Source organism: Clostridium acetobutylicum ATCC 824, from assembly GCF_000008765.1.
Lineage (GTDB): Bacteria > Bacillota > Clostridia > Clostridiales > Clostridiaceae > Clostridium_S > Clostridium_S acetobutylicum.
In genome coordinates this window covers 629,917-652,718 of the sequence record NC_003030.1, presented here as the reverse complement: position 1 = coordinate 652,718, position 22,802 = coordinate 629,917, and the positions used below count along the sequence as shown (strand labels likewise).

Sequence of the window (22,802 nt, the reverse complement as noted above, 5' to 3'; positions counted from 1 at the left end):
TAAATTGAATCATTCAAAATCAACTGCAACTTTTTTCTCATTGGTTCCTGGAGCCGGACATATGTATCTAGGTCTTATGCGTCAAGGTATAGAACTTATGTTTTTATTCTTTTTCACTATTTCAGTCTCAACTACCTTCCATCTTGGAGTTTTTTCTATACTAATTCCAATAATATGGTTTTACAGTATATTCGACGTTAGAAATAAGGCATCTAGAAATGAGACTCTAGAAGATACAGATTTGCCTATATTTAAATCAACAAATCTTAATAAAGCTTTAAAGAGTAATAATTCAGCAAAGTATGTAGCATATATATTTGTTTTACTTGGATTTTTATCTCTTATGGATAATGTAATTATACCTTTACTAGACACTTATATTGATTACCAAATATTAAGATATTCAAAAAGTGTATTAATTTCTATTTTATTTATAATTGTTGGCATATTCATAATAATAAAAAGTAAAAAAGCAAAGATAGGTGATAAAGAATGCATCAAAGAAGAGTAGGAACCTTGACCTTTGGTTTTTTACTGATTATTTTCGGAATACTTTATTTTTGTGTTAATTTTTTCAACTTCCCATTTTATTATATTGTTGTACACCTATGGCCTTTTGTACTTATATTATTAGGCGGAGAAATTTTATTTTGCAATCATCTTGCATCCAAAAACAATATTCCTTTAAAATATGATGTAATAAGTTTTGTTTTAATCTTTGTAATGCTTTTTTTCTGTTATGGAATAAATATATTGATAACTGTTCAAAAACACATTCACATAGCTATATAATTGTAGGCGGCCTAAAGCCGCCTACAATTATATATAGCTATAAAAAAACTGCTTCAAAGCTTTTACAGCTCTGAAGCAGAAATCAAATAATTTATTCTAAAATAAGCATTATTTATTACTTTCTACTGGAAAAGAAGTTACCTTTCCTGATACATATTGTCTTAAAATCATAAGATCTCTTCCATTTACAGTTCCATCACCATTTACATCAGCAGCTGCTGTGTCTATAGTTACAGGTTTACCTGCAATATATTGTGTTAATACCATGATATCACGTCCATTTACAACTCCATCATCATTAATATCACCATATTTTACATTGTTAACCTTTGGTGCATTGTCATCTAAGTATGATGAAATCCATGCCATAGGGGCATTCCAGTTAATTGTGATTTCATTTGTTGACCATGATTCTATATTATCCATGTAGCATTTTTCTGGTGCTTTATCACCAACATGCCATCCTGAACCCTTAACCCATGGATCTTGAAGAGCACTGTTTGGTCCTCCTACAAAGCATCCTGCTGGTGCATTAGGGAAGTTTGGATCAGCTTGATGTGCCCAGAAACGATGATGTGGATTTTTAACTGCTCCTGCTCCATATCCCGTAACATAACTCTTAACATTAGGGTTACGTCCAAGTAAATAATCCATATCTTCTTCCATACCATTCATGTATTTAGCATTTTTACTAAAGTCATAAGCGTATCCCATTACAATTGCTTCATTAGCAACAAATGAGTTTGAACCCCAAGGATATCCATTAACTATTGGACCCTTTACTCCATGGTAAGTTGTATCAACTTGTGACTCTGCAAGTGATGTACCATATCCTTCTTTAGATTGATGATCAATAAATGCATCTGCAGCTTTCTCTATATTGCTTTTAGCTGTATCTACATCTGTTTTTGATAGATTGTTTGGTACAGTTGCTAAAGTTATTGTTCCTAGACCTTGTACATTACCCCAATCAAATGGTCCTGCGTTTCCAGTAGATTCTCCTCCTGTTAACTCAGTAGGCATTTGTAAATAGTATGGGGACTTTTGTATATAGTCTAAGTATTCCTGTTTTCCTGTTGTTGCATAAAGTTCAGCGGCTGCCCAATAGAATTCATCAGTTACATGATTATCACTATAAGCTCCTCCACCTACATCTCCAGCATCTGCATAAATGTCAGGATGTGCAAGAGCTGCCTTCCAAGCAGTTTCTGCTGATGTTAAGCATTTAGTTGAGAAATCTGCATCTTTATCCTTCCATAAACGTGAACCCTGTGCTGCTACTGCTGCAAGATTTAAAGTTGCTGCAGTGCTTGGTGGTTGTAAATAACGTGTTTTTGTGTCTTGATCTGGACGAACTCCAAGACCTGTCCAAGTTTCATCATGTCCTTTATGATGTGCCATACCAGCATATGTGTTGCCTGCTGGAACTTGCATCTTAAGAAGCATTTCAAGTTCATAACGTGCTTCATCAAGTATGTCTGGTGTTCCGTTACCACTTTCAGGAATATTCATAGTATTATCTGCGAAAGGAGCCTTTGTAACATCTCCTCCGTTGTATAATGCACGCTCATATTGATTCATCATAGTCCATACTGATATACCACCGTTTACAACGTATTTACCATGATCTCCTGCATCATACCATCCACCTGTTACATCCAACTTGTAATTAGCTAAGCTGCTATACCAGTTATTAGGTGCCAATCCCATTATATCACTTGGATGTCCTGCTGGACGTGCCAATGATGAATCACCACAATAAGGCATTTTTATTTCTATACCACTTCTGTTGTGATAGAAGTATTTTATAGAATCTTGTTTAAGTTGTGAATATAAGTCACTTCCAATATTAAAAGGAACACTGTATGCTGGATTTTCATCAGTATCACCACTAACTACTAATTTATAGTCCTTACCGGATTTATTGTAGGAAGTGAAATCGATAATATGAACATTATCTCCTGATGCCTGATCTTGTCCAAATACTTTTGTTTGTCCTGATGCAACAACTGCTCCTGTGCTGTCTTGAAGTTTCCATGGTATTGGAGTTGAAGAATCAGAAGTTACTGTTGCAATCTTCTCAAGATTAGGATAATATCCGACTTGGTTTACCCTTACCGCATCGTAAATATTATCATCTGGTATTGCTGGTTGTGTATATTGTGGATCTGTTAAATGTATATTATCGAATTTATATGTTATTGGAAGCTTTGAATTATCGTTTGTATTGGAAATATGGAATGCAAATTCAGCAGAATCATCATTTGTTGTCATAGTGAAATCATCAGTTACAGTTTTAGCTTGTCCTGCTGTTAAGTGTACATTTTCCCAGTTTCCATAGTGCCAATATTGAGTATATGGATCTTTAGACATAGCTATTTGAGGATAAATATCACAATCCTTATCTGCTGTTACTGTAAATTCTACATGATATTTATGTCCTGCTTTAAGCTGTAAATTTCTATGTCTAAACTGTACATCCCAGATATTACTTCCTGGTTTTGTAACAGTTATATTATAAGTACCTCCTGAAATGTCAAAATCTCCATGAGCAGGTGCTGTTTCAACCTCAGTCCATGGCAATCCAACTCCATCAGTAAAAGTACTATTTCTAATAAGATCATGTGTACCTACATTGCTGTTTGGATCTGGAGCTGGTGGTTTTGCATAACAAATATTAGAGAATCCTACTCCAACTACAAGAGAAGCAGCAACTATCATAGACAGTAATTTTCTCCTTAACATTATTTTTTCCCCCTTTAATTTTTACAATCGCTTATAGTTACATCTTATACAAAAATCGTAACTTTTTTATCTTTTATTACTGTTTTGTATAAAATATCCTACAAAAATTATAATACATTATTTACCCATTGGTGTCAATATATATGTAAACATTATTTTTTACTAGCCTTCCACAATACCACATGAATTTATTTATTTTTTTATCATATTTGCCGTATCAAGTAGAAATACAGTTAATATTTCTATGTTTTATACTTTTAATTTGTAATAATTATATGTTATCATCTATTTTTACTAATTTTAAACTCAAAATAGTGTTAATATTTATATTTACCTTTTCAAAAAACAAATGTAGGAAAATCAAATTGATTTTCCTACATTTATCTTCATAATTCTCAATTTAGCCACTATAGTTGAAAAACGAATTAACATTATATCTTTTTAATATTAAAATATGATGCTTGGCATTTATAAACTATTATTTTATTTAACCTCTCTACATCTTATATCCCTATTATGTAAATTATATTGAACAATAATACATAAATTACATTTTTATACTTTAATAGTTTAAACACCTCCTTACACAAGCAAAAAACCAACAATTAATACAGCTTAATTAATCGTTGGTCGGTTGCACTACTAACTCAAAATTTCTCAAGTGCCCAATTTAAAGAAATTCATCATTGTTTCCAAACAAATAGGTATTCTTTATATTAATAGTTATATTTTACCACAAAATTATATTTAAAGCAACCTGCCTCTAGACTACTTTTTCATAGCTAAAACCTTAAAATTGTAATTTTACACTTATATATCACCTTACCTGTCCATACTTATTTCTAATGCTAAATTTAGTTCCGTATATAAAATAATGAAATATAACTGCAATTATTTGAAAAAACATACCAATAGCACACACACCACTCCATCCAAACTTTTGCCAAAATACAGCTGCAACAAATGATCCAATTGAACCTCCAATAAAATATGAAACCATAAATACAGTATTTATACGACTTCTCTCTTGATCACTTATAGCTTGAACTCTTGCTTGATTTGAAACTTGTCCGGTTTGATTTCCTAAATCAAGCAAAATAACTCCAATTACAAGTCCATATATTTTATATCCCATGCCCCAAAAACAAACATAAGCTATTGTAGAAAAGATTATAGCAAATCCAACTGCAAATCTTGGTGTTTTTTTATCTGCAACTTTCCCAACTACAGGTGCAGCCAAAGCACCCACAATACCAACTAATCCAAAGAAACCAGCTTCTTTGGATCCCATATTATATACTTTAGATTCCAATAAAAATACAAGCGCAGTCCAAAATATACTAAACGATCCAAACATAAGCGCTCCATTAATAGAAGCTTCTCTAAGAACTTTTTCTCTTTTTATCAATCCCCACATAGAAAATATTAATTTTTTATAGCTTATCTTAGATGTAGGTTTACTCTTAGGAAACAAGAACACAATTATAAATAAAAAAGAAACCATTAGTAACGAGGCTATCAAATATACATTTCTCCAACCTAAGATATCACCTATTATTCCACTAAAAACTCTAGATAAAAGTATACCTATTAATAGTCCGCTCAGAACATTACCTATTACTTGTCCACGTTCTTCGGGTTTTGATAGATGTGCCGCAAACGGTACAATAAGCTGTGGCACTATAGTTGTAAATCCTATTAAAAATGATGTAACTAATAAAACATAATAATTTCTAGAAATAAAAGCAGCAAAAAGGAATACTGAAACCAATAAAAGCATCTCTATTATAAGCTTTTTTCTTTCTTTTATATCTCCAAGCGGTACAAGAAAAAGCATTCCAAGAGCATATCCTACTTGAGTTAACGTAACAACAAATCCAGCATTAGCCTCTGTAACATTAAAGCTTTTAGCTATTTGTCCTAAAAGAGGCTGACAATAATACAAATTAGCAACAGTAACCGTACACGTTAATGCCATAATGAATATAATGAACTTATTAAGCTCAAAAGATTCTTTAATAGTCATTTTAAACATCTCCATCTCCATTGTATACATACTATACACTAATTCAAAATAAATCTTAAATCTCCCTCTATATTTTTCTATAAAATTCAAGCAAAAAATCATATACAACTTTTTCACTTCCAGCCCCCATATTCTCTAAAATATTTTTAATTCTAATTTCATATTGCTTATGGTAGTTTTCGTGATTAATATATGCCGTCTGGCCCTTACCCGTCAACCTTACTACAATCTTAGAATTGTTACCTTCGTCTACCTCCTTTGTTATAAGACCTTTACTCTGAAGCCTCTTTATGGTTTGAGAAACTGCCCCTCTTGTAATTCCTAGTTTTCTAGCAATAGCTGAAATATGCAAATCTGTATTTTCCTTTATAAACTTAATCATATGAATTTCAGAATGATGTATATTTACATCAGTACCAAAATTTCTTTCCTTAGAATCCCTCTCATCAAATTTACATATAGTTTCTAATATTAGCTCACTTATTTGTTTTTCATAATTTGAATTTTTCATATTAATATTGTATACCTGCTATACAATAATGTCAAAAAGATGGTTTCTACAAGGTGTACCTTATAGAAACCATCTTGATACTTTATTTTCTTTCAGCTAAAGAAAGCATTTCATTTACAATATCAATATATTTTTGAGAAACCTGAGGACATTTAAGCAGTATGTTGTCAACAATATAATCTATATTATCTTCTTCTACTTTCTTGAAATTTTTCTCATTTTCACAAATTATATTATCATCACTAAGATAATTATATATCTTTTCTACAACTGACGATTGCATTACTCTTTCGTTTTCCATACATTTGTCTGAAAAATAAAGCTCTCCATCTATAACAACAAACTCAGCATAACAATACTCTTTAAGTTCATTGCCAAGCTTGTTTTCATTGTCATATCTAATATGTTCTACATGCTTTAAGTCTAATATATTGTAATCTTCCTTCGATCTTGTAAGTACACATCTCAAATCTAAATCCATAAGTCTTTTTATGACGTTTTCCGAAAAATGCTCACCAAACTCTTTTATAAACATTTTTATGGAGATAGTATTCTTTCTTCTATTATTTACTCTCAATGTGAACGCTCCTTTTTTTCTATATACCTAACAAAAATCAAAATCACCTAATAAAAGGTGATACTTATTTGTCGTCTCGTATATAGTTAAATTTAATAAATAGATCTTCTCTTCTGTATTTATTATAACATAAATTATGAAAATGAACAAATTTAATTTTAATTGGATATTGATTTTTTTTTTGACATATGATATATTTAAATTTTTATTAGTTTGTCCATGCAAATAATAGAAAAATAGGTGGTTAAACCTTTAGGATTTAACCACCTATTTTATATAAGAAATAATGGTTATTAAATAAAGTGAAGAAAAAATAAATATAAAAGCTTTAAAATTAGATGTACTTATTAATGTTATATTTGAATTACTTCCACTTCTTAAGGATAGTTTTAATGTAAGTAAGGAAGATATTACAATCTCAACTAATCCTAATGTAATTATATAAAAAATATTATTCACACTTATCTCCTCCCTCTATCAAAGGTTACTCCAAATAAAAAAGCATAATCGATATTGATTATCGTTCTCAATTATATAATACCATATATTTTTTATCCTTTCAATATATTGTTCTATACTTTATAACATTTTGAAATATAAAAAAATAACCAAACGGAATTTAACCCGCTTAATTATTTTTAATGTATCTACCATACTTTAAAGGCTTATTTTGTTCCCAGGGTTTATACGACTTAACAAAATCTATTCTTTCCTGCAAAGATGGATGTGTGTATTTCCATATTTCATACCATCTATCCGGTTTCATTACAGATAAATTTTTAACTGATAATTTTTTAAACATATTTACTCCAGCTTCATTGTTGTGAGTGAGCTCAACTGCAAAGGTATCAGCATTGTACTCCATAGTTCTACTCACAGCATTATAAAGCGGCTCAGAAACACAAGTGCAAATAGTTATAACTAGTATAACAAGAGGAAAAGACCTTATATTTATAATGCTCTCTATTTTAAGCATCTTGCCGTATTTTTTTACAGTATGCGGAACCGCCTTATGTATAATATAAAGCATTATAAATAATCCACCTATTGTTCCAAAACAATTTATTATTGTATGATTTAAAACATAGTGTCCAATTTCATGTGCAACAACAAATTCAAGTTCATCCTCAGATAAATTTTTTATAGCCGTATCCCATATAACAATTCTTTTTGTATTTCCAACCCCCGTCATATAGGCATTTATTTGTTTTGTATCTGCGCTTTTATTAACCTGATATAGTTGACAATTATATACTCCTGCCCTGTGTGCAAGATTTTGTATTTTACTTTCAAGCCTTTTATCCTTTAATGGTTCAAATTTATTATACATTGGATCTATTACTATAGGAGAAATTATGTATGAAAATATAATAACAGGAATAAAAATAATCCAAGTATATATCCACCATCTTTTAGCTGATCTCTTAGCTATTTTATATGGAATCCACAAAATAACTGCCAAAAAAACAGCTGATGTTAGCACATTAAGAGACCAATTCCACACCCATTTTCCAAAACTTTGATTTGAAACTGAAAAAATATGCTCATTTATAAATCCTGAGTAAATATCAAGTGGAAGATAAAAGATATGGTACACTATAACAAATAAAAAAGAATATATACAAATCCCTGGGAGCCACACTTTTTTAACTTTATAAGCAAACTCTTCAAGGCTTACATGTATTCTTGAGAAAATAATAAGCAAAGGAATTAGTATTCCCATAAAAGTGTATATTATTTCAAGAATCATATTAATTTTGTAGTACCTAACTCTTATAGCTTCATTACTTAGCATTACATGGTAACAGTCAAATATAGGTGCACTTCTTAATTTTATAAAAAAAATCATTACTGAAATGCAAAGTAAAAACAAAACACTAATCTTTTTTCTCATAGCTCCTCCAATACTTAAACATAATACATTTTTTATTATATGTACCTACTAAATTATAAATACCTTGGACATAAATATAAAAATCCAGTGAAAGCTATGCTCACTGGATTTTCTTATACAAAATTATTTATCTTACAGGTGCCATAAGAATTCTTCCTGTTCCTCTATATACATTCACTAATCCCTCTCCTGAAACAGCAGAACCAATTAAGCTTTTACTTGATTTTTCGACTCTAAAATCTAGTGTATCAGACCATGCTATAGCGTAGTTACCATCAATTCTGACTTCATCTTTTTCAAGCACAAATTCTATAAGTTCATCTCTTGGCACAGGGCTTTCAAGAACTGCAACTCCTTTACCTTTAAGACACAAATTAAATAGTCCTTCTTTACCCATTACTGCTGAAGAAAAATTAGTTCTTGCTACTACTTTCTGTTTAAGATTTGATTCACAAGCTAGAAAAAGTCCATCCTCTAGTACTATTCCCTCTCCCCAATCTGAAACTTCTTCAAGTAAAATGTGTTTATATGTAGGTTCCAACATTAATAATCCATTTCCTTGATATTTAGGTTTAATTGCTGATTCTTTTGTTACTTTGGACGATAAGGCCTTTCCAAACAAATCACCAATACCTTTAACATCAGCTGCCATAGTAACGGAACCCGACATCCACTGCATAGCTCCTGCACTAATTGTGTATGCATTATCTTTTAATTCAATCAATACTTGTCTCTTTCTAATATTCATTTCAGAAGCAAAATATAAAGCAGCAGCGCTAGAAATATCTACACTCAAATCTTTCTTATATTCAAGGACTTTTATATCTCCTCTACTTTCCACTATTTCCACATTTTTATTCCCATAAAGATTGTTGCACTTTACCATTTTCATCTCTCCCTTACACTTGTATGTAAGAATTATATCATAAAATGTAAAAATAAAGTTATTATATTATTATATTTTAAATAAAACAAAAAGTTCAGCCAAACTATCAGCTGAACTTACAATATCTAAGCAATTGGCTCTACACTCTTTGTTACACTGCTTAGTCTTGTCTTTGTTACTCTAAGTATGAAATATATGCCGAATAAGATATTATATGTTGCAAATCTTGTTATGTCAATTTTTTGGGAGTTAAGCATTACAAATAATATATGTCCATATACTAATAAATAAAAAAGATATGCCCATCTTTGAAGCTTTTTCCACTTAACACCATTCATTTTTCTTCTTACTTTCTTTAGTGATGTAATAAACAAAGGCATCATTATAATGAATGCTATAATTCCCGCTAAGATATATGCTGCTGTGAATAATTCTATACTGCCCTTATCTATTACCTCTGGAAAAGTATATTTTAGTACATAGTATAAATAAATACATACATGTGGAAAAATAAATATAGATGCCATAATAGCCATTTGTGCCCTTATTGCAACAAGTTTTTTAGTTACTGCCAACTTATTATTAAGTGCTCCTGCAAACATAACAAGTAGAAATAATGATATGGCTATAAATCCTTTTATACACACTTTTTCAAATACAGCTAAAACTCCCCCAATATGAACTTTATACAAAATTTTGAAAATTTCAAAAAATACTGTGGCAAAGGAAGCTGCTAAGGAAATAAAATACCAAATTGCTCTTTTCCTTATAATAGTTGAATTTAAAAATAACATTACAAGAGTTGTAACCGCAATACAGCAAACTAATTCCATCCTTCTCACCTCCATTCTATACCATTTTAGTGTAATTTTATTACAATTTTACCACAAAGTCAACATTATTTTATATATATGTAATAAAAAAGAAAAATGGCTATGTGTTAAAAACATCTTACTTTCCACATAGCCATTGTGGACAATTTTCATTTATATTTTATTAATTTTCATCTAATAGCTTTGACCAAGTAGCCGATCCAACAACACCATCAGCCATAAGTCCCTGATTTGACTGCCAAGCTGCAACTTTTGCTTTTGTTCCGCTACCAAAGGTACCATCTACACTTGCTCCAACTCTATATTGAATATATCTTGTTGCATATTCATAATGAGGATATGCAACTCCATCTAGAGGTCTTGAAAAAATTTGCTGTGCAGCCCCTGAAGTATTTGTTCCCCAAATTCCATCTACTGTAAGTCCCATAATGGATTGAAAATCTTTTATAGCAGCCTCAGTCTCTGGTCCTTCTATTCCATCAACTTCTAGCCCTCTTTTTAGTAAGATATTAAGATCCTGTTGAATAGCCTTTATATTATCATCTCCACCCTGTCCTGGATCTATAACAACTGTACCTCCAACAAGTATCCCCTCTGAAAATTCATCTAAATCAGCAGAACCACTTATACCATTCACAGAACCGCTATCTGAATATTGAAATCCAACATATGAAGCATCTATATTAGGCTTACTTACGCCATATTCAGCTATCCATAAAGGCAAATCTTTAACCGTACTATTTAAATTATCTTTATAGAAGTTAGTATAGGTATATACACAAACATCCAATCCTTTATTTATCAAATAATCCGCAAATTTTCTAACATTTGAACTTATTTGGTCGATACTTTGACCTAATGTTACTTCAACATCTATAGCACATTTACAATCTAATGAAAGTCCTGAAATTGTATTAAAAAAATGTTCTGCCTCACTTGTTGGGTCATTTGCTCTTAAATAATGATAAAAACCAATTTTAAGTCCTGCATTTTTTGCTCCATCATAAAAATCCTTGTAAGTTGAATCCGTATATGTTAATCCCTCTGTTGCTTTTATATAAACAACTTCTACCCCACTTTCTTTAACTGCATTAAAATCTACGCTTCCTTGTCCTGAATAAATATCGATTCCTTTCATTCTATCATTCCCTTTCTAATTTTTTATTTTCATTAAATATCCCAAAACAAAAAGGGTAATGGTAACTAATATACCAAAACCCCATTTAAGAGTATTTACTAAATTTTTCAGCTGTTCACAAAGGTTTTCAACCCTTTCGTCTACAGCCGCAGACCTTCTCTCCAATTTTTTAATTCTATCACTGTGGTCATTCAATCTTACATTATGCAAATTAAGTTTTTCGTCAATAACCTTGTGCCATTCCTGGCATAACTTCGCATCATAATCCTCACTCATTTTACACCTCCTTTCATTTAACTTTATATTTTATTTTGATATAAACCCATTCTTGGAAGTATATCAAAATAAATTCACCTTAAAACTTTTTTAATTACTTAATTTAATATAAACTCAATTATTTAACATAATCATCTACCGTAAAGGATGATATTTTATTGAAAACTACATAGTCATGTCTTAAAATACCTGGTTCTGACAATTGAGTTATATCGAATTCATAAAATGGTTCCTCACTTCCTGCTGACCTAAGCTTATACCAAGATATGAATTTATTTACTAAATCCATACCTACGTAATACTGCTTAACTTGACCATTAGTCATAGATATATTTAAGCAAGCCTTATCTGGAATGGTTGTATCAATAACAGCAACCATACAAGTTTGACTTAAATTACTACCATCATTTGTTGTTACTGTTATACTCACTTCTCCTACCTTTAAAGCTGTTATTTTTCCATTTTCGTCTACTGCTACTATAGATGGATCACTTGATGACCATATTACTGATTTATCAGTAACATCCTCTGGCATAATTGTTGCTACTAAATTATCTGTTTGTCCTATTATTAATTGATCTATATTTTTATTTAAAGATGTACCTGTACTAATACTATTGAATTCAACTACGTCATCGTATATTTCAATTGATTTTATATACCCAACATACTTTTGGCCAATTATACTATTATCTGCAGTGCGATACTCCCCACCATTAAAATCAAAAGAACATACATGAGCTTTTAAACTGTCACAATAAGTGTTATTGGTTTTGTTATCATAATAATTAAATATCGCAGTATGCTTTTTACCATCACAAACGTTAAAAACAGCTGGATGAGAATTTAACATATTAATCTTACTATCATCATTACAAAAATATAAATTGTTTAAACAAGCAGTCTTATATGAATCAAACCTTATAGACCATGAAGTAATTGATTCACCTTGTCCACTTCCTTGTTCTATAAGAAACTCATACTGTCCATTACTTTGAGTTCCAGAATCTTTTTTAAAGGTTATAATTATTGTTTTGTTACCTTTTGGTATAATTTGATTGTTAAAATTAACACTAGCACTACCATTAAAATATGCACATTTACCCAATTCAGAGTCATCTTTTATACTAACACCTGACATAGTACCATCATAACCATGTCCACTTAAATCTTTAAGTGTAATATTATCAGTTGATATACCATTTGAATCAAAAACATACTTAGCTACTAAATTTCCTGAATAATCTTTTTTAGGTACATAATTTTCCCCCTCATCTTTAAAATCAATTCCCAAACTTTCTAAATCACTTATCATTTTAAATCCTCCTCAAATTTTGAATAAAATTAGGGATTTAAATACATATGTGCTCACCTCAAAATATGGTGAGTATCTTAATGTTTTAAATCCCTTAAGAAATATTAATTATTTTCTATGATCTTATATTAACATATATAACCTTATAGCGATGTTAGTTAAAACTTATATGTTTATCCTGTAATATTGAATACAAATGTTATATGCAAATAAAAAAGAAGCCTCGTAAGGCTTCATCTATTAATAAATAAAATATATAATATTTTTATTTATTCTTGAATTTCATATGAAACTATCTTATCAAAAGCTACAGTATGTGTTTCATACGTGTATGGAGGCGTTGGCTTAGCAGTAAATACATAATATGCATTTCCGGTTCCATTGGATCTGTTTTTATACCATGTTACAAAATCATCTACACCTGATTTAGACAAATAATATTTTTCTAAACTTCCATCTACCATTTTTAAAGTTAATACTGCTGTTGTATCTATTTGAGCTTTTACATTAATTGTACATGCCTGAGTTTTACCATCAATGGTTGTTGCAGTTATAGTTACTGTTCCTGCACTTACCGCTGTTACCTTTCCTGTTGTTTTATCTACGCTCGCTACGGATGAATCACTTGAACTCCAAGTTACCCCTTTACTTGCAATATCATCTGGTGTCACTGCAGCTATAAGAGTATCTGTGTCACCCACTACAAGTTCATCTGTAGTTTTATTTAAAGTTATTCCCGTACTTATGTTATTGTACTCAACTACAGTGTCATACATTTCTATATCTCTTAGTGCTCCTTGAAAATAATATTTATATCTAGAATCAGTAGTATTTGATTTTCCAATATTTAATGAATAGCTTGCATTTGAAGCTTCAAGATATTTTGCTGCACCACAACTATCAGGATAACCAAATCATCAATATACCATTTGAATGCATTTGCATTTGAATTTTTAGTATCATCCCATGTTAACATAACAGTATGCCAAGAATTATCACATACACTTTTTTTTAGAACTCATACATAATGAATTTTTCAACTTTAGCCATTTAAATAATCTAATTGTACAGTTCCACTTGTAGTTATTCCACTCGTATTATTATCATCTGCTGCATTATCAAGAATAGCCATTTGGTGACTTGGTACACTAGCTATTTTGACCTTGAATTTAATAGTTTTAGCACCTTTAGGTATTATTGAGTTATTAAAACTAACTTAATCACTACTTCCATTGAAATTTCTGTAACTGCCATTACTATCTGCTCCACTTGTGGTTCCATTGTACGTGCCATTATTAGTTAAATTGTTAACGTTGTCTATACAAGTTGATCCAGATGTCTCATTCAATTTATAGTTCACCTTTAAATTATTTGAGTAATTCCTTTTTAGGTATATAGTTTCAGTGGTGCTATCTGCAAAACACTAATAAAACATCCTAAAATAACAATAAAAAACACTATGAAAGAAAATTTAACTTTTCCATCCCTTTATGTCCATTTATGTATTAATATATATTACCAACCATATTTATTGTATTAACTCTATTACTCTTTATCCCTTATATAGGATTAGTCACCATAAAATACTTTCAATATTTTATGGTGCTTCTCTTATATAAACACAAGTGTCTCTAGTTTATATAGTGTTTTTGATTTTAATTGCATACAATAAGTTTCATTTAGATTAAGTCTCTCTGATATTTGCTTAAATTGAAGCCTATAAAAATACCTAAGTTCTATAATTCTCCTTTCATTATCAGAAAGAGTATCAATAGCATTGTCCACCTTCTCTATTTGTATTTCTTTAATCCTTTTTCTCTTTTCAAGATTAAGTACCTTGTTTTCTCTAGTTAACACTTCGTTTTCTACAACAGAATTAAATTTATTCGTAGCTGCTGTTTTTTCTTTATAGCTAACAGCTATTAGTCCTTCATAATTTTCTTTTGAAGCTTCAATTTCAAGCTCCAAATTTTTTATTTCAGCTTTTATATTTCTATAATCCCATAAAAGCCTTTCCATTTCCTTACAACCATTCCTCAATTTCTTCGCCTCCCTATACATATTTATATGGTTAAATAACAATTTTTCTAAATAGCGCTCTATTTCGTTATAGCGAAACTATATTTATATACTATCTCATTAACGAAATAATTACAACTATTATATAAGTTAATTACTATAAATTATATTTAATTTTTGCGAAATACATTGACATAGCGAAATATTACAATTATTATTAACTTATAGCGAAATATTACAGCGGAGGTCTTTTATATGTTTAACAAAGATAGAATCGAATTCTATATGACTAAAAAAGGTTGGACTAAATATAGACTTGCAAAAGAAGCTAATATAGGTCAGTCGACGTTATCTGAAATATTAAGTGGCAAAAAGAAAAATCCCAGTATAAATACACTACAAAAAATAGCTTCTGTCTTAGATGTAACTGTAGATAAACTTACAGACGAGCAAAATACCTCTGGATCACTAACTTCTAATGAAAATTTCCAAGAAAATTCAAATGACTTTGAAGAGTTTAAAACTCCTGAAGCAGCTATGCAATTTATTGTAAAACAACCTGCTTTAGCTGCTTATGGTGGTTATGACATAAATAAAATGACCAACAATGAAATACTTGAATTTGCCAATGAGCTTTTAAGTCAGCTAAAATTACTAGGCTATAAGTATAAAAAATAATACTTTATATTGGGGATGATGTTAATGGAATGGATTGATAACATAATCCTAGGATTGGTATCTAATTTCAAAACTAGAGACGTGCATGAACTTTGCGATTGTTTAAATATTAAAGTAATAAAGCTTCCTTTTAACAATATACTTCTTAGAAAAAAAGATGCTCTTTATTATAGGGATTATCAAAATAATGAAATTATCTTTATAAAAGACAACTTACCTTTGTCTTTGGAAAAATTTATTCTATCTCACGAACTAGGTCATGCTTTATGTAATCCAGATTTACTTTGTGCTGCATTTACTTTCTCAAACAAAGGTAAATTTGAAAGACAAGCTAATTACTTTGCATTCAAGTTAATCAATATTAAATTTGACGAAATTGAACTAGAAGGAATGTCTTTAGAGCAAATTGCTGCTCTAACTCAGATTCCTTATAATGTTTTAAGTCAATTTATAATGTAGGACTCTTTTTACAAACTCAAGAGGGTGCTGAGTGCGTTTTGTAATTTCATCAATGGACATTCCTTCATTAAAGAAACGTTTAATAACACCCTCCATACTTTCTCCAACCTCTATTATATGCATATCCGGATCATAAAATCTAATAACTCTCTGTCCCCACGGATGTTCTAGCAAGCTGTGAATATAATTAATACCTTTATTTTGTTTTAGCTTGTTTAGAAACGCTTCTATATTATCCTCCTCAAAATACAATTCAAAACCATTAGATTGAAATTTTATACTTTTTTCATCTATATCAATCATATTTGCAAAATGAGATTTTAACTGCAAAGAAAAATCCCCTTCATAAACTACATTTTCACCAAAATCATATTTTATCTTTTGACACAATACCTCTTCGTAAAACTTTCTTGAGATATTAATATCATTTACAACTATAAGTGGACAATTAAATTTCATTATTATAGTTCCTTTCTAAATCATGGTTATCTATAAAACATTATTGAATATCTTTACAATTTGACTTTCTTATTTCTTACATTGTATTCCACTTGTTTTTATTTTTCAATAAAGGAATTGCACATAATCAAATCAGATGATTATGTACAATTTATTACTAAAATTTATTTCTTACTAATACTTTGGTTTTTCTTTAATAATCCCATTAAACCAGGTATTATTAAAAGTACTCCAGGGAGAATATAAAAATAGGATATACATATGAAGCCTCCAATAGCAGCTATAATCATAAATGCTCCGCCTAATTTTCCCTTTGTTCTAACAAATACTGCACCCACTATACCTAATACAGAAAATAATATAGCTACAATACCTAGCCCTCCAACAGTTGTTGAACCACTGGCTCCAACAGCGGATCCTAGTCCTCCAAGACCAACTGCCCCTATTCCTGAAATTATACCAAATATTCCTCCTATAAGACCCAAAACAAATTCAACAGTTCTTTTATCTTCCACAAACATTCCTCCAAATAAACTTATAAAAAAATCTATCACCTAATTATACGATGATAGATTTTTTTTATGACTTCTATTATTTGAAGCTTTATACATTCATTTCGTTAAGTATCTCTTTAAGTCTTTTTACCTCTTCATTACTTAAAGTTATACCTTTCCCCATTTTACTATGTTCTTCATCCCAGTCTCTTAAGTCATATTTGGGCTCTCTTCCATTCCAAGAAATTAAATTCAATTCTTTTTTCCAGCCCTTCGACGATTCTGAAAGTACTGCTATTTGCTCTTTTATCTCAAACTTTATACTTGCTGCCATACATATCCTCCTATAAATTTTTAATACTTTAATTTCTTAATATACTATCACTATAGTATTTCAACATCAACTTAAATCTTTATATTATCTTCATATTTTTTTTATAATATAAATTCATAAACTACATGGAGGTAATAACTTATGAACATGACACATTATATGTCTCTACTTTCACAAAACCAGCCTTGGAACTTAATTATTTTTATGGCTATACCAGTAATCTGTGCTGAAACTCTTACAATTACTGAATTTTTTATCATCTTCAACAGAGTACAAAGAGGCGGTCTTAAAACTCTGAACAAAATTGTTGGTATATTTGCTGGTATTTATTTTACTGGAATCTTTATATATCTAATGCTTACAGCCGTAATACCACTAACTTCTACCGGTGGCTGGCATACTTGGGTTGATATTGTTGCTGTTGGTTTCTACCTGAGTGGAGTTATTTTCCTGCTTCCTATAGCCTTAATGGAGTTAGGCTTAATATTTAGAAATAAAACAGCAAATGAAAAAATGAAAATACATTTTATGCTTGTTGGCGGTTTTCTTGTTGTAGCTCATATAGCTATGATATTCGGTATGGTAAATCCAGAAATTATAGGAAAAATGCCAAATATGGCTATGTAATTATATTATTAGCAACCACAAAATAAAAGCATGTGTATACTATACACATGCTTTTATTTTGTTAATATTATACTATATTTATTTCACTTTATATATTTCTAAAAGATTTTTAAGATTATCTGAAGACTTAGAAAGATCATTAATCAATGTACTTATTTCTTCTAATGAAGAGACCTGCTCTTCTGTTGATGCAGCAACCTCTTCACTAGCCGCAGCATTTTGTTCAACTACAGATGATATGTTACTGATTGCTCTTTCAAGTGCTATGGAATTTTCGTCAATAACTTGAGTGCTGTTGGAAACATCTATAACTTTATTAGCTACCTTAGAAGTTGAATCCTTTATTTCCCAGAAAGTACTCTCTGTATTTTTTATAGCCTCAATCTGTTCCTCCATAGATTTTTCAAATTTCTTCATCTTTAGAACAGTTTCATTTATGGCACTTTGAATTACTTTAATTAATTCTTCGATTTGAGTAGTTGATGTGCTAGATGATTCTGCTAGCATTCTTATTTCATCAGCTACAACAGCAAATCCCTTACCAACTTCTCCTGCTCTTGCCGCTTCTATAGATGCATTTAAGGCCAGTAAATTTGTCTGAGAAGAAATTCCATTGATTACTTCAACAAATTCTGCTATTTTAGATGATTTTGAAGAAAGATTCAATATAGCCTCTGAAACATCTTTTGTAGTCTTTTTACTTTCCTCCATTTTTTCGTTCTGCGTTTTAATACTTGAGATACCATCCGTAAGTACTTTATCTGTTTCTATTGCTAATTCCTTCATGGACTTGGTAGTTTCAGTAACTTTATTTAAATCCTTTGTAACATTAACCACCATATCATTTCCCTGATTAGCTAGAGCAGATTGTTTTGTAGCACCGTCCGCAACTTGTGATATTGTTTCTGCTATTTCATATGAAGTTTTAACCGTTTCATCAGCCCCCCTAAGAATCTCATTTGATGAAGCTGCTAGTAAATCACTCAAATCTTTTGTTTGCAATATTAAAGCTTTAATTTTTTTAATAAACTCATTAAAATTAATTGTTAAGTCCCCTAATTCATTATTAGAAAAAACTTCTCCTTCTACAGTAAGATCACCATCTCCTGCCTTTTTCATAAGCGCTTTAAATTGTTCTATAAACTTTTCAATGCTCTTATAAGTTTTTAATGTAATGAGTGTAAGTAAACCAACTATACACATACTTATAGCAATAATAGCAAATAACTCTATGGCTAATTTTTTATTTTTATTTTCTGATATTGTCTTCATGTTAGCTATTTGAGTCTCTGAGTTCTTTCTAATTGATCCAACCAAAGTATCCATATCATTAGTTGGAGCTCTATCCATTCCTTTAACTAAAGCATCAACAATTTTGTAACTGTCCTTATTATTTTTATCATAACTTTTCAGTGCATTTGAATAATTCTCTTGAAGCTGATTAATTTCTGATGACACTTTATCAATTTGATTAGTATCTAGTCCTAATTCCTTCATAGTACCTTTCAATTCCTCTAATTGCTTTGTCACCTTTTCATTGTACTCTGTAAACTCTTTAAAGTAAGTATTATACTTAGCTTCATCAGAACCCCTTAATAATAAATCTTTCCATGACTGTACTTGCTTTTTAAAGGTTACTTGTGCCTCTCTAGAACCGTCTACTAAAACAACATATTTACTAACAGTAGCTACATTTTTCTCGCTTTCGCTTTTAATATTATTCAATGAATAAAAGGAAAAGCCTCCTAAACCTACTGCAAATATCAACATGAAAATTACTAACAAAGATAGATTAGCTTTAATGCCACCGCTTTTCATTATTTTTCTCCCCTCTATAATTTAATTCTTATATTCTGTTATGATTAATTTTATCGCCTGAAAATTTTATTTCTAAAGCATTTATTCGATTTTTTTCGACATTTTTTTAATATTATATTACTAATATTAATAAAGCTGCGAAAATCTTTTACCATTTCGCAGCTTTCAATTTATCTGTATTTAACTGTTAATTATTAAGAAAACATAGATGTGGTTTCATTAAGTACCACTATAGCATCTGTACCAGCCTTCATCTTATTTTGTATTTGGTTTAAACCATTAGATAATTGAGATGCTTTTTCTGCAATGTTTTGCGTTCCAACTGCTCCTTCATTTATAGTTCTAGAAACTTCATTTATAGCTATAACTATACCATTAACAGACGTTTTCAGTTGATCAGCAGTATCATTAAAATTATTCATTAACTGACTTATAGCTGTTGCATCATTTGTATATTCCTCAGATACACCTACAAACATATCATAATCCTTTATTACCTGGTTACTAATAAAATCTAAAACACTTTTAGAATCCCCTGCAAGATTTTTAACTGATTCTATTACTATACTATTTATACTTTGTATTTCACTTGCTATTCTTCCTGAATCCTCTGCAAGTGCCTTAATTTCATCCGCCACTACAGCAAATCCTTTTCCTGCTTCTCCTGCCCTCGAAGCCTCTATTGCAGCATTTAAGGCAAGTACATTCGTCTGTTCTGTTATTTCTAATATGGAACTAGTTAACAAGTTTATCTTCTCTACATCTTTTGATTTAACAAGTGCCTTCTCTAAATTTTCCTGCACTACTTGTATGATTTCACTTGCGGCCTTCTGCGAACTTACAGCTTTAACTTTTATTTCATTTGCTTTAGAATTTACTTTTTGTGTTGCTACTGACCCACTTTGTGCTTTTAGTGCAATTTTTTCCACCGCATTCTCAATATCATCTGTGGATGCATTGATTTCTTCTACTGAGGCTGCAGTTTCTTCCATACCAGCAGCAATTTCTTGAACTGTAGCCGAAGTTTCTTCTACTTTTATATTCGAAGAACTAATTTGTTCAAGGAGTAATTTTGATGATCCCTCCAAAGTAGCTGATGAAGTTCGTATTTTTCCTATTATATCTTCTAATCTTTCAATAAATGCATCTACTCCAAGCGTTAACTCTCCAATTTCGTCTTTCGTGTTAACATAAATTCTTTTTGACAAATCTCCATCATTATTTTCAATATCAGAAATAATTTCTTTTATTGCTCTACTTGCCTTGACTATAGGCCTAGCAATTAACTTATTTACTGATAATAAAAGTATAATTGCTATAATGTCTGCAACTATTAGTCCCTCAACTGCAAAGTACTCTCCCCTGCTAGTAACCGTTTTTATGTAAGTTTTCTGCTGAGAAGCTTCGTCAATATTTGTCTTTAACATCATATCTAATTTTTTTTGAATTTTATTAGAATCTCCCTTCATTTTCTCCCAATAAAGTTTTAAAGCTTCTTCATTTTTATTCTCACGTGATAACTCCATACTTTTGTCGTATACCTTTGAATAATCCTCCCATAATTCCGCAACCTCGTTAAATACATCTTTTTCCTCTCCCTCATTTAGTGTCATTCTAAATGCATTTAAGTTATTTTTCAAATTAGTCCTTGTACTCTTTATGCTATCATCTATGGCTGACATAGTCTTATCATCTGGAGCGGTATAGTGTTCATTTGCATATATTTTTAATTTATACATATCATTATTTATGTAATGAAGATTAATGATACTTTGCATGTAATTCTCTGTAACCTTTGATGACGAATTATCTATGTTCTTCATAGAAAATATATCAATAAGTACAATTATTGTAAAACATGCTATTATACATAAAAAACAAACACCTACTTTCTTAGATACTTTCCAATCCATTAACTTCATAATAAAACCTCCTATAAATTACCTTTAATTATTATTTTTTATATATCTACCATATATATTATATCGTATATCGCAACAAAAACTTACATTTTGTTATAATAAATTACAATAAATAATATTATTGTTTATATTTATAATAAAATCATGATTATTCTCCACATTTTTGTTTCATTATTGCGTAAAAAAAAGCTTTAAGTACTCTTAAAATTAATTAAGATATCTTAAAGCAAATTTCAAATTATTTTTTTGCAAGTAAAATAACAGTATTTTCGGCCTTAAATACTTTCTCTACGGATTTAAAGCCCGACTTATATAGCATTTTTATTTGATTCTCTACAGTACATGGAGTATCGTAATGGTAAAATCCATCTTTTATTCCTAATTCTAAACGTATTCTTTTATTTTCGTTAAAACAGTGATCTTCATAATCCTGATTAGGCGCCATATAGTCAGCTTCAATATAAACCCCATTATCTTTAAGTGACCTTACAATCTTTTTGTATAACTTAATTTTCTGTTCATGATTAAAATGATGTAGTGTTTCTACCGATAAAGCTGCATCGAATACCTTTTCTCCAATATCGCAGCTGAAATAATCTCCTACAATCAGAGTAAGTCTATCAAGCTTATCTTTGTGTTTTTCTTTTATTTTTCTTAGCATATTTTCAGCCAAATCAATTCCCGTAACTCTAACTGTATTATTAATTTTAAAAATCTCATCTAATTCTAGTCCCGTTCCACACCCTAAATCAAGTATATTTATCTCTTTCCCTCTAGGAATTAGTTTTGCAGTTTCAATATAATATTGATTAGCTCCCCCTACGTTATTCATCATATGTTCCTCATATTCATTAACACGTTTGTTAAAAAAACTGCTCATTTCCTCTAAATCCATTTCATCATCCCCTAACACTTTATATAAATTATGTAACATATAAAGAGTTATAACAACCTCAAAAATTGTTCTTAAAAAAGGATGAGCCATATAACTTTCATTAT

General features: G+C 30.1%; 24 protein-coding genes and 1 riboswitch. Of the genes, 4 read left to right on the top strand and 20 right to left on the bottom strand.

Going from position 1 to position 22,802, the window contains the following annotated elements; all coding sequences use genetic code 11:
* The first annotated feature begins 4 nt into the window (after positions 1-4).
* Positions 5-511: a hypothetical protein gene (locus CA_RS03085; RefSeq protein WP_010963884.1), complete on the top strand. Its 507-nt coding sequence runs from the start codon at positions 5-7 to the stop codon at positions 509-511.
* 389 nt (positions 512-900) lie between these two features.
* Here CA_RS03085 and CA_RS03075 read toward each other — a convergent pair whose 3' ends face one another.
* The 14 genes from CA_RS03075 to CA_RS03015 form a co-directional block, all read right to left on the bottom strand.
* Positions 901-3,537, bottom strand: a complete 2,637-nt coding sequence (locus CA_RS03075; RefSeq protein ID WP_010963882.1) for a glycoside hydrolase family 9 protein — start codon at positions 3,535-3,537, stop codon at positions 901-903.
* Between the two features lie 620 nt (positions 3,538-4,157).
* Positions 4,158-4,240, bottom strand: a riboswitch (cyclic di-GMP riboswitch).
* Between the two features lie 114 nt (positions 4,241-4,354).
* The gene (locus tag CA_RS03070; protein ID WP_010963881.1) at positions 4,355-5,680 is read right to left on the bottom strand and encodes an MFS transporter; all 1,326 of its coding nucleotides are present in this window, start codon (positions 5,678-5,680) and stop codon (positions 4,355-4,357) included.
* Positions 5,631-6,074 carry a MarR family winged helix-turn-helix transcriptional regulator gene (locus CA_RS03065; RefSeq protein ID WP_010963880.1) on the bottom strand — a complete coding sequence of 148 codons (444 nt, stop codon included), beginning with the start codon at positions 6,072-6,074 and terminating at the stop codon, positions 5,631-5,633. The genes CA_RS03070 and CA_RS03065 overlap by 50 nt, the downstream gene beginning before the upstream one ends.
* An 82-nt stretch (positions 6,075-6,156) precedes the next feature.
* A complete protein-coding gene (locus CA_RS03060) occupies positions 6,157-6,651 on the bottom strand; it encodes a hypothetical protein (protein ID WP_010963879.1) in 495 nt (164 codons plus the stop codon).
* 267 nt (positions 6,652-6,918) lie between these two features.
* Positions 6,919-7,110 (bottom strand): hypothetical protein, encoded by a 192-nt coding sequence (locus tag CA_RS03055; RefSeq protein WP_013913674.1) that lies wholly within the window; start codon positions 7,108-7,110, stop codon positions 6,919-6,921.
* A 169-nt stretch (positions 7,111-7,279) separates the two neighbouring features.
* Positions 7,280-8,545, bottom strand: coding sequence for a M48 family metallopeptidase (locus CA_RS03050; protein WP_010963878.1), 1,266 nt, complete (start codon positions 8,543-8,545; stop codon positions 7,280-7,282).
* A gap of 127 nt (positions 8,546-8,672) precedes the next feature.
* Entirely contained in the window at positions 8,673-9,431 is a 759-nt protein-coding gene (locus tag CA_RS03045; RefSeq protein WP_010963877.1) for an AIM24 family protein, read from the bottom strand.
* Between the two features lie 125 nt (positions 9,432-9,556).
* On the bottom strand, positions 9,557-10,264 hold the full coding sequence (locus tag CA_RS03040; RefSeq protein ID WP_010963876.1) for a sulfite oxidase heme-binding subunit YedZ: 708 nt from the start codon (positions 10,262-10,264) through the stop codon (positions 9,557-9,559).
* Between the two features lie 163 nt (positions 10,265-10,427).
* A complete protein-coding gene (locus CA_RS03035; protein WP_010963875.1) occupies positions 10,428-11,402 on the bottom strand; it encodes a GH25 family lysozyme in 975 nt (324 codons plus the stop codon).
* A gap of 15 nt (positions 11,403-11,417) precedes the next feature.
* The gene (locus CA_RS03030) at positions 11,418-11,678 is read right to left on the bottom strand and encodes a hemolysin XhlA family protein (protein WP_010963874.1); all 261 of its coding nucleotides are present in this window, start codon (positions 11,676-11,678) and stop codon (positions 11,418-11,420) included.
* Between the two features lie 118 nt (positions 11,679-11,796).
* Positions 11,797-12,993: an Ig-like domain-containing protein gene (locus CA_RS03025; RefSeq protein WP_010963873.1), complete on the bottom strand. Its 1,197-nt coding sequence runs from the start codon at positions 12,991-12,993 to the stop codon at positions 11,797-11,799.
* Positions 12,994-13,262: 269 nt separating this feature from the next.
* The gene (locus CA_RS03020) at positions 13,263-13,769 is read right to left on the bottom strand and encodes an Ig-like domain-containing protein (protein WP_010963872.1); all 507 of its coding nucleotides are present in this window, start codon (positions 13,767-13,769) and stop codon (positions 13,263-13,265) included.
* A gap of 440 nt (positions 13,770-14,209) precedes the next feature.
* Positions 14,210-14,341 carry a hypothetical protein gene (locus CA_RS20320; RefSeq protein ID WP_275541666.1) on the bottom strand — a complete coding sequence of 44 codons (132 nt, stop codon included), beginning with the start codon at positions 14,339-14,341 and terminating at the stop codon, positions 14,210-14,212.
* 263 nt (positions 14,342-14,604) lie between these two features.
* Positions 14,605-15,033 (bottom strand): sigma factor-like helix-turn-helix DNA-binding protein, encoded by a 429-nt coding sequence (locus CA_RS03015; RefSeq protein WP_010963871.1) that lies wholly within the window; start codon positions 15,031-15,033, stop codon positions 14,605-14,607.
* A 234-nt stretch (positions 15,034-15,267) separates the two neighbouring features.
* Between CA_RS03015 and CA_RS03010 the strand changes: the two genes are divergently transcribed.
* Together CA_RS03010 and CA_RS03005 are read left to right on the top strand one after the other, a co-directional pair.
* The gene (locus CA_RS03010; protein WP_010963870.1) at positions 15,268-15,690 is read left to right on the top strand and encodes a helix-turn-helix domain-containing protein; all 423 of its coding nucleotides are present in this window, start codon (positions 15,268-15,270) and stop codon (positions 15,688-15,690) included.
* 24 nt (positions 15,691-15,714) lie between these two features.
* A complete protein-coding gene (locus CA_RS03005; protein ID WP_010963869.1) occupies positions 15,715-16,149 on the top strand; it encodes an ImmA/IrrE family metallo-endopeptidase in 435 nt (144 codons plus the stop codon).
* Here CA_RS03005 and CA_RS03000 read toward each other — a convergent pair.
* From CA_RS03000 to CA_RS02990, 3 genes are all read right to left on the bottom strand, one after another.
* Positions 16,129-16,608, bottom strand: a complete 480-nt coding sequence (locus CA_RS03000; RefSeq protein ID WP_010963868.1) for a VOC family protein — start codon at positions 16,606-16,608, stop codon at positions 16,129-16,131. The genes CA_RS03005 and CA_RS03000 overlap by 21 nt on opposite strands.
* 164 nt (positions 16,609-16,772) lie before the next feature.
* A complete protein-coding gene (locus CA_RS02995; RefSeq protein ID WP_171779429.1) occupies positions 16,773-17,129 on the bottom strand; it encodes a DUF4064 domain-containing protein in 357 nt (118 codons plus the stop codon).
* An 82-nt stretch (positions 17,130-17,211) separates the two neighbouring features.
* Positions 17,212-17,436: a YdbC family protein gene (locus tag CA_RS02990; RefSeq protein WP_010963866.1), complete on the bottom strand. Its 225-nt coding sequence runs from the start codon at positions 17,434-17,436 to the stop codon at positions 17,212-17,214.
* A gap of 141 nt (positions 17,437-17,577) precedes the next feature.
* Between CA_RS02990 and CA_RS02985 the strand changes: the two genes are divergently transcribed.
* Positions 17,578-18,063 carry a DUF6803 family protein gene (locus CA_RS02985; RefSeq protein WP_010963865.1) on the top strand — a complete coding sequence of 162 codons (486 nt, stop codon included), beginning with the start codon at positions 17,578-17,580 and terminating at the stop codon, positions 18,061-18,063.
* Between the two features lie 78 nt (positions 18,064-18,141).
* Here the strand turns inward: CA_RS02985 and CA_RS02980 are convergent, their stop codons facing one another.
* The 3 genes from CA_RS02980 to CA_RS02970 all read right to left on the bottom strand — a co-directional run bounded on the left by CA_RS02980 (position 18,142) and on the right by CA_RS02970 (position 22,698).
* Complete coding sequence (locus CA_RS02980; protein ID WP_010963864.1) at positions 18,142-19,881, bottom strand: methyl-accepting chemotaxis protein; 1,740 nt, start codon at positions 19,879-19,881, stop codon at positions 18,142-18,144.
* A gap of 194 nt (positions 19,882-20,075) precedes the next feature.
* Positions 20,076-21,803, bottom strand: coding sequence for a methyl-accepting chemotaxis protein (locus CA_RS02975; protein WP_010963863.1), 1,728 nt, complete (start codon positions 21,801-21,803; stop codon positions 20,076-20,078).
* A 238-nt stretch (positions 21,804-22,041) separates the two neighbouring features.
* A complete protein-coding gene (locus CA_RS02970; protein WP_014518847.1) occupies positions 22,042-22,698 on the bottom strand; it encodes a class I SAM-dependent methyltransferase in 657 nt (218 codons plus the stop codon).
* Positions 22,699-22,802 lie beyond the last annotated feature (104 nt).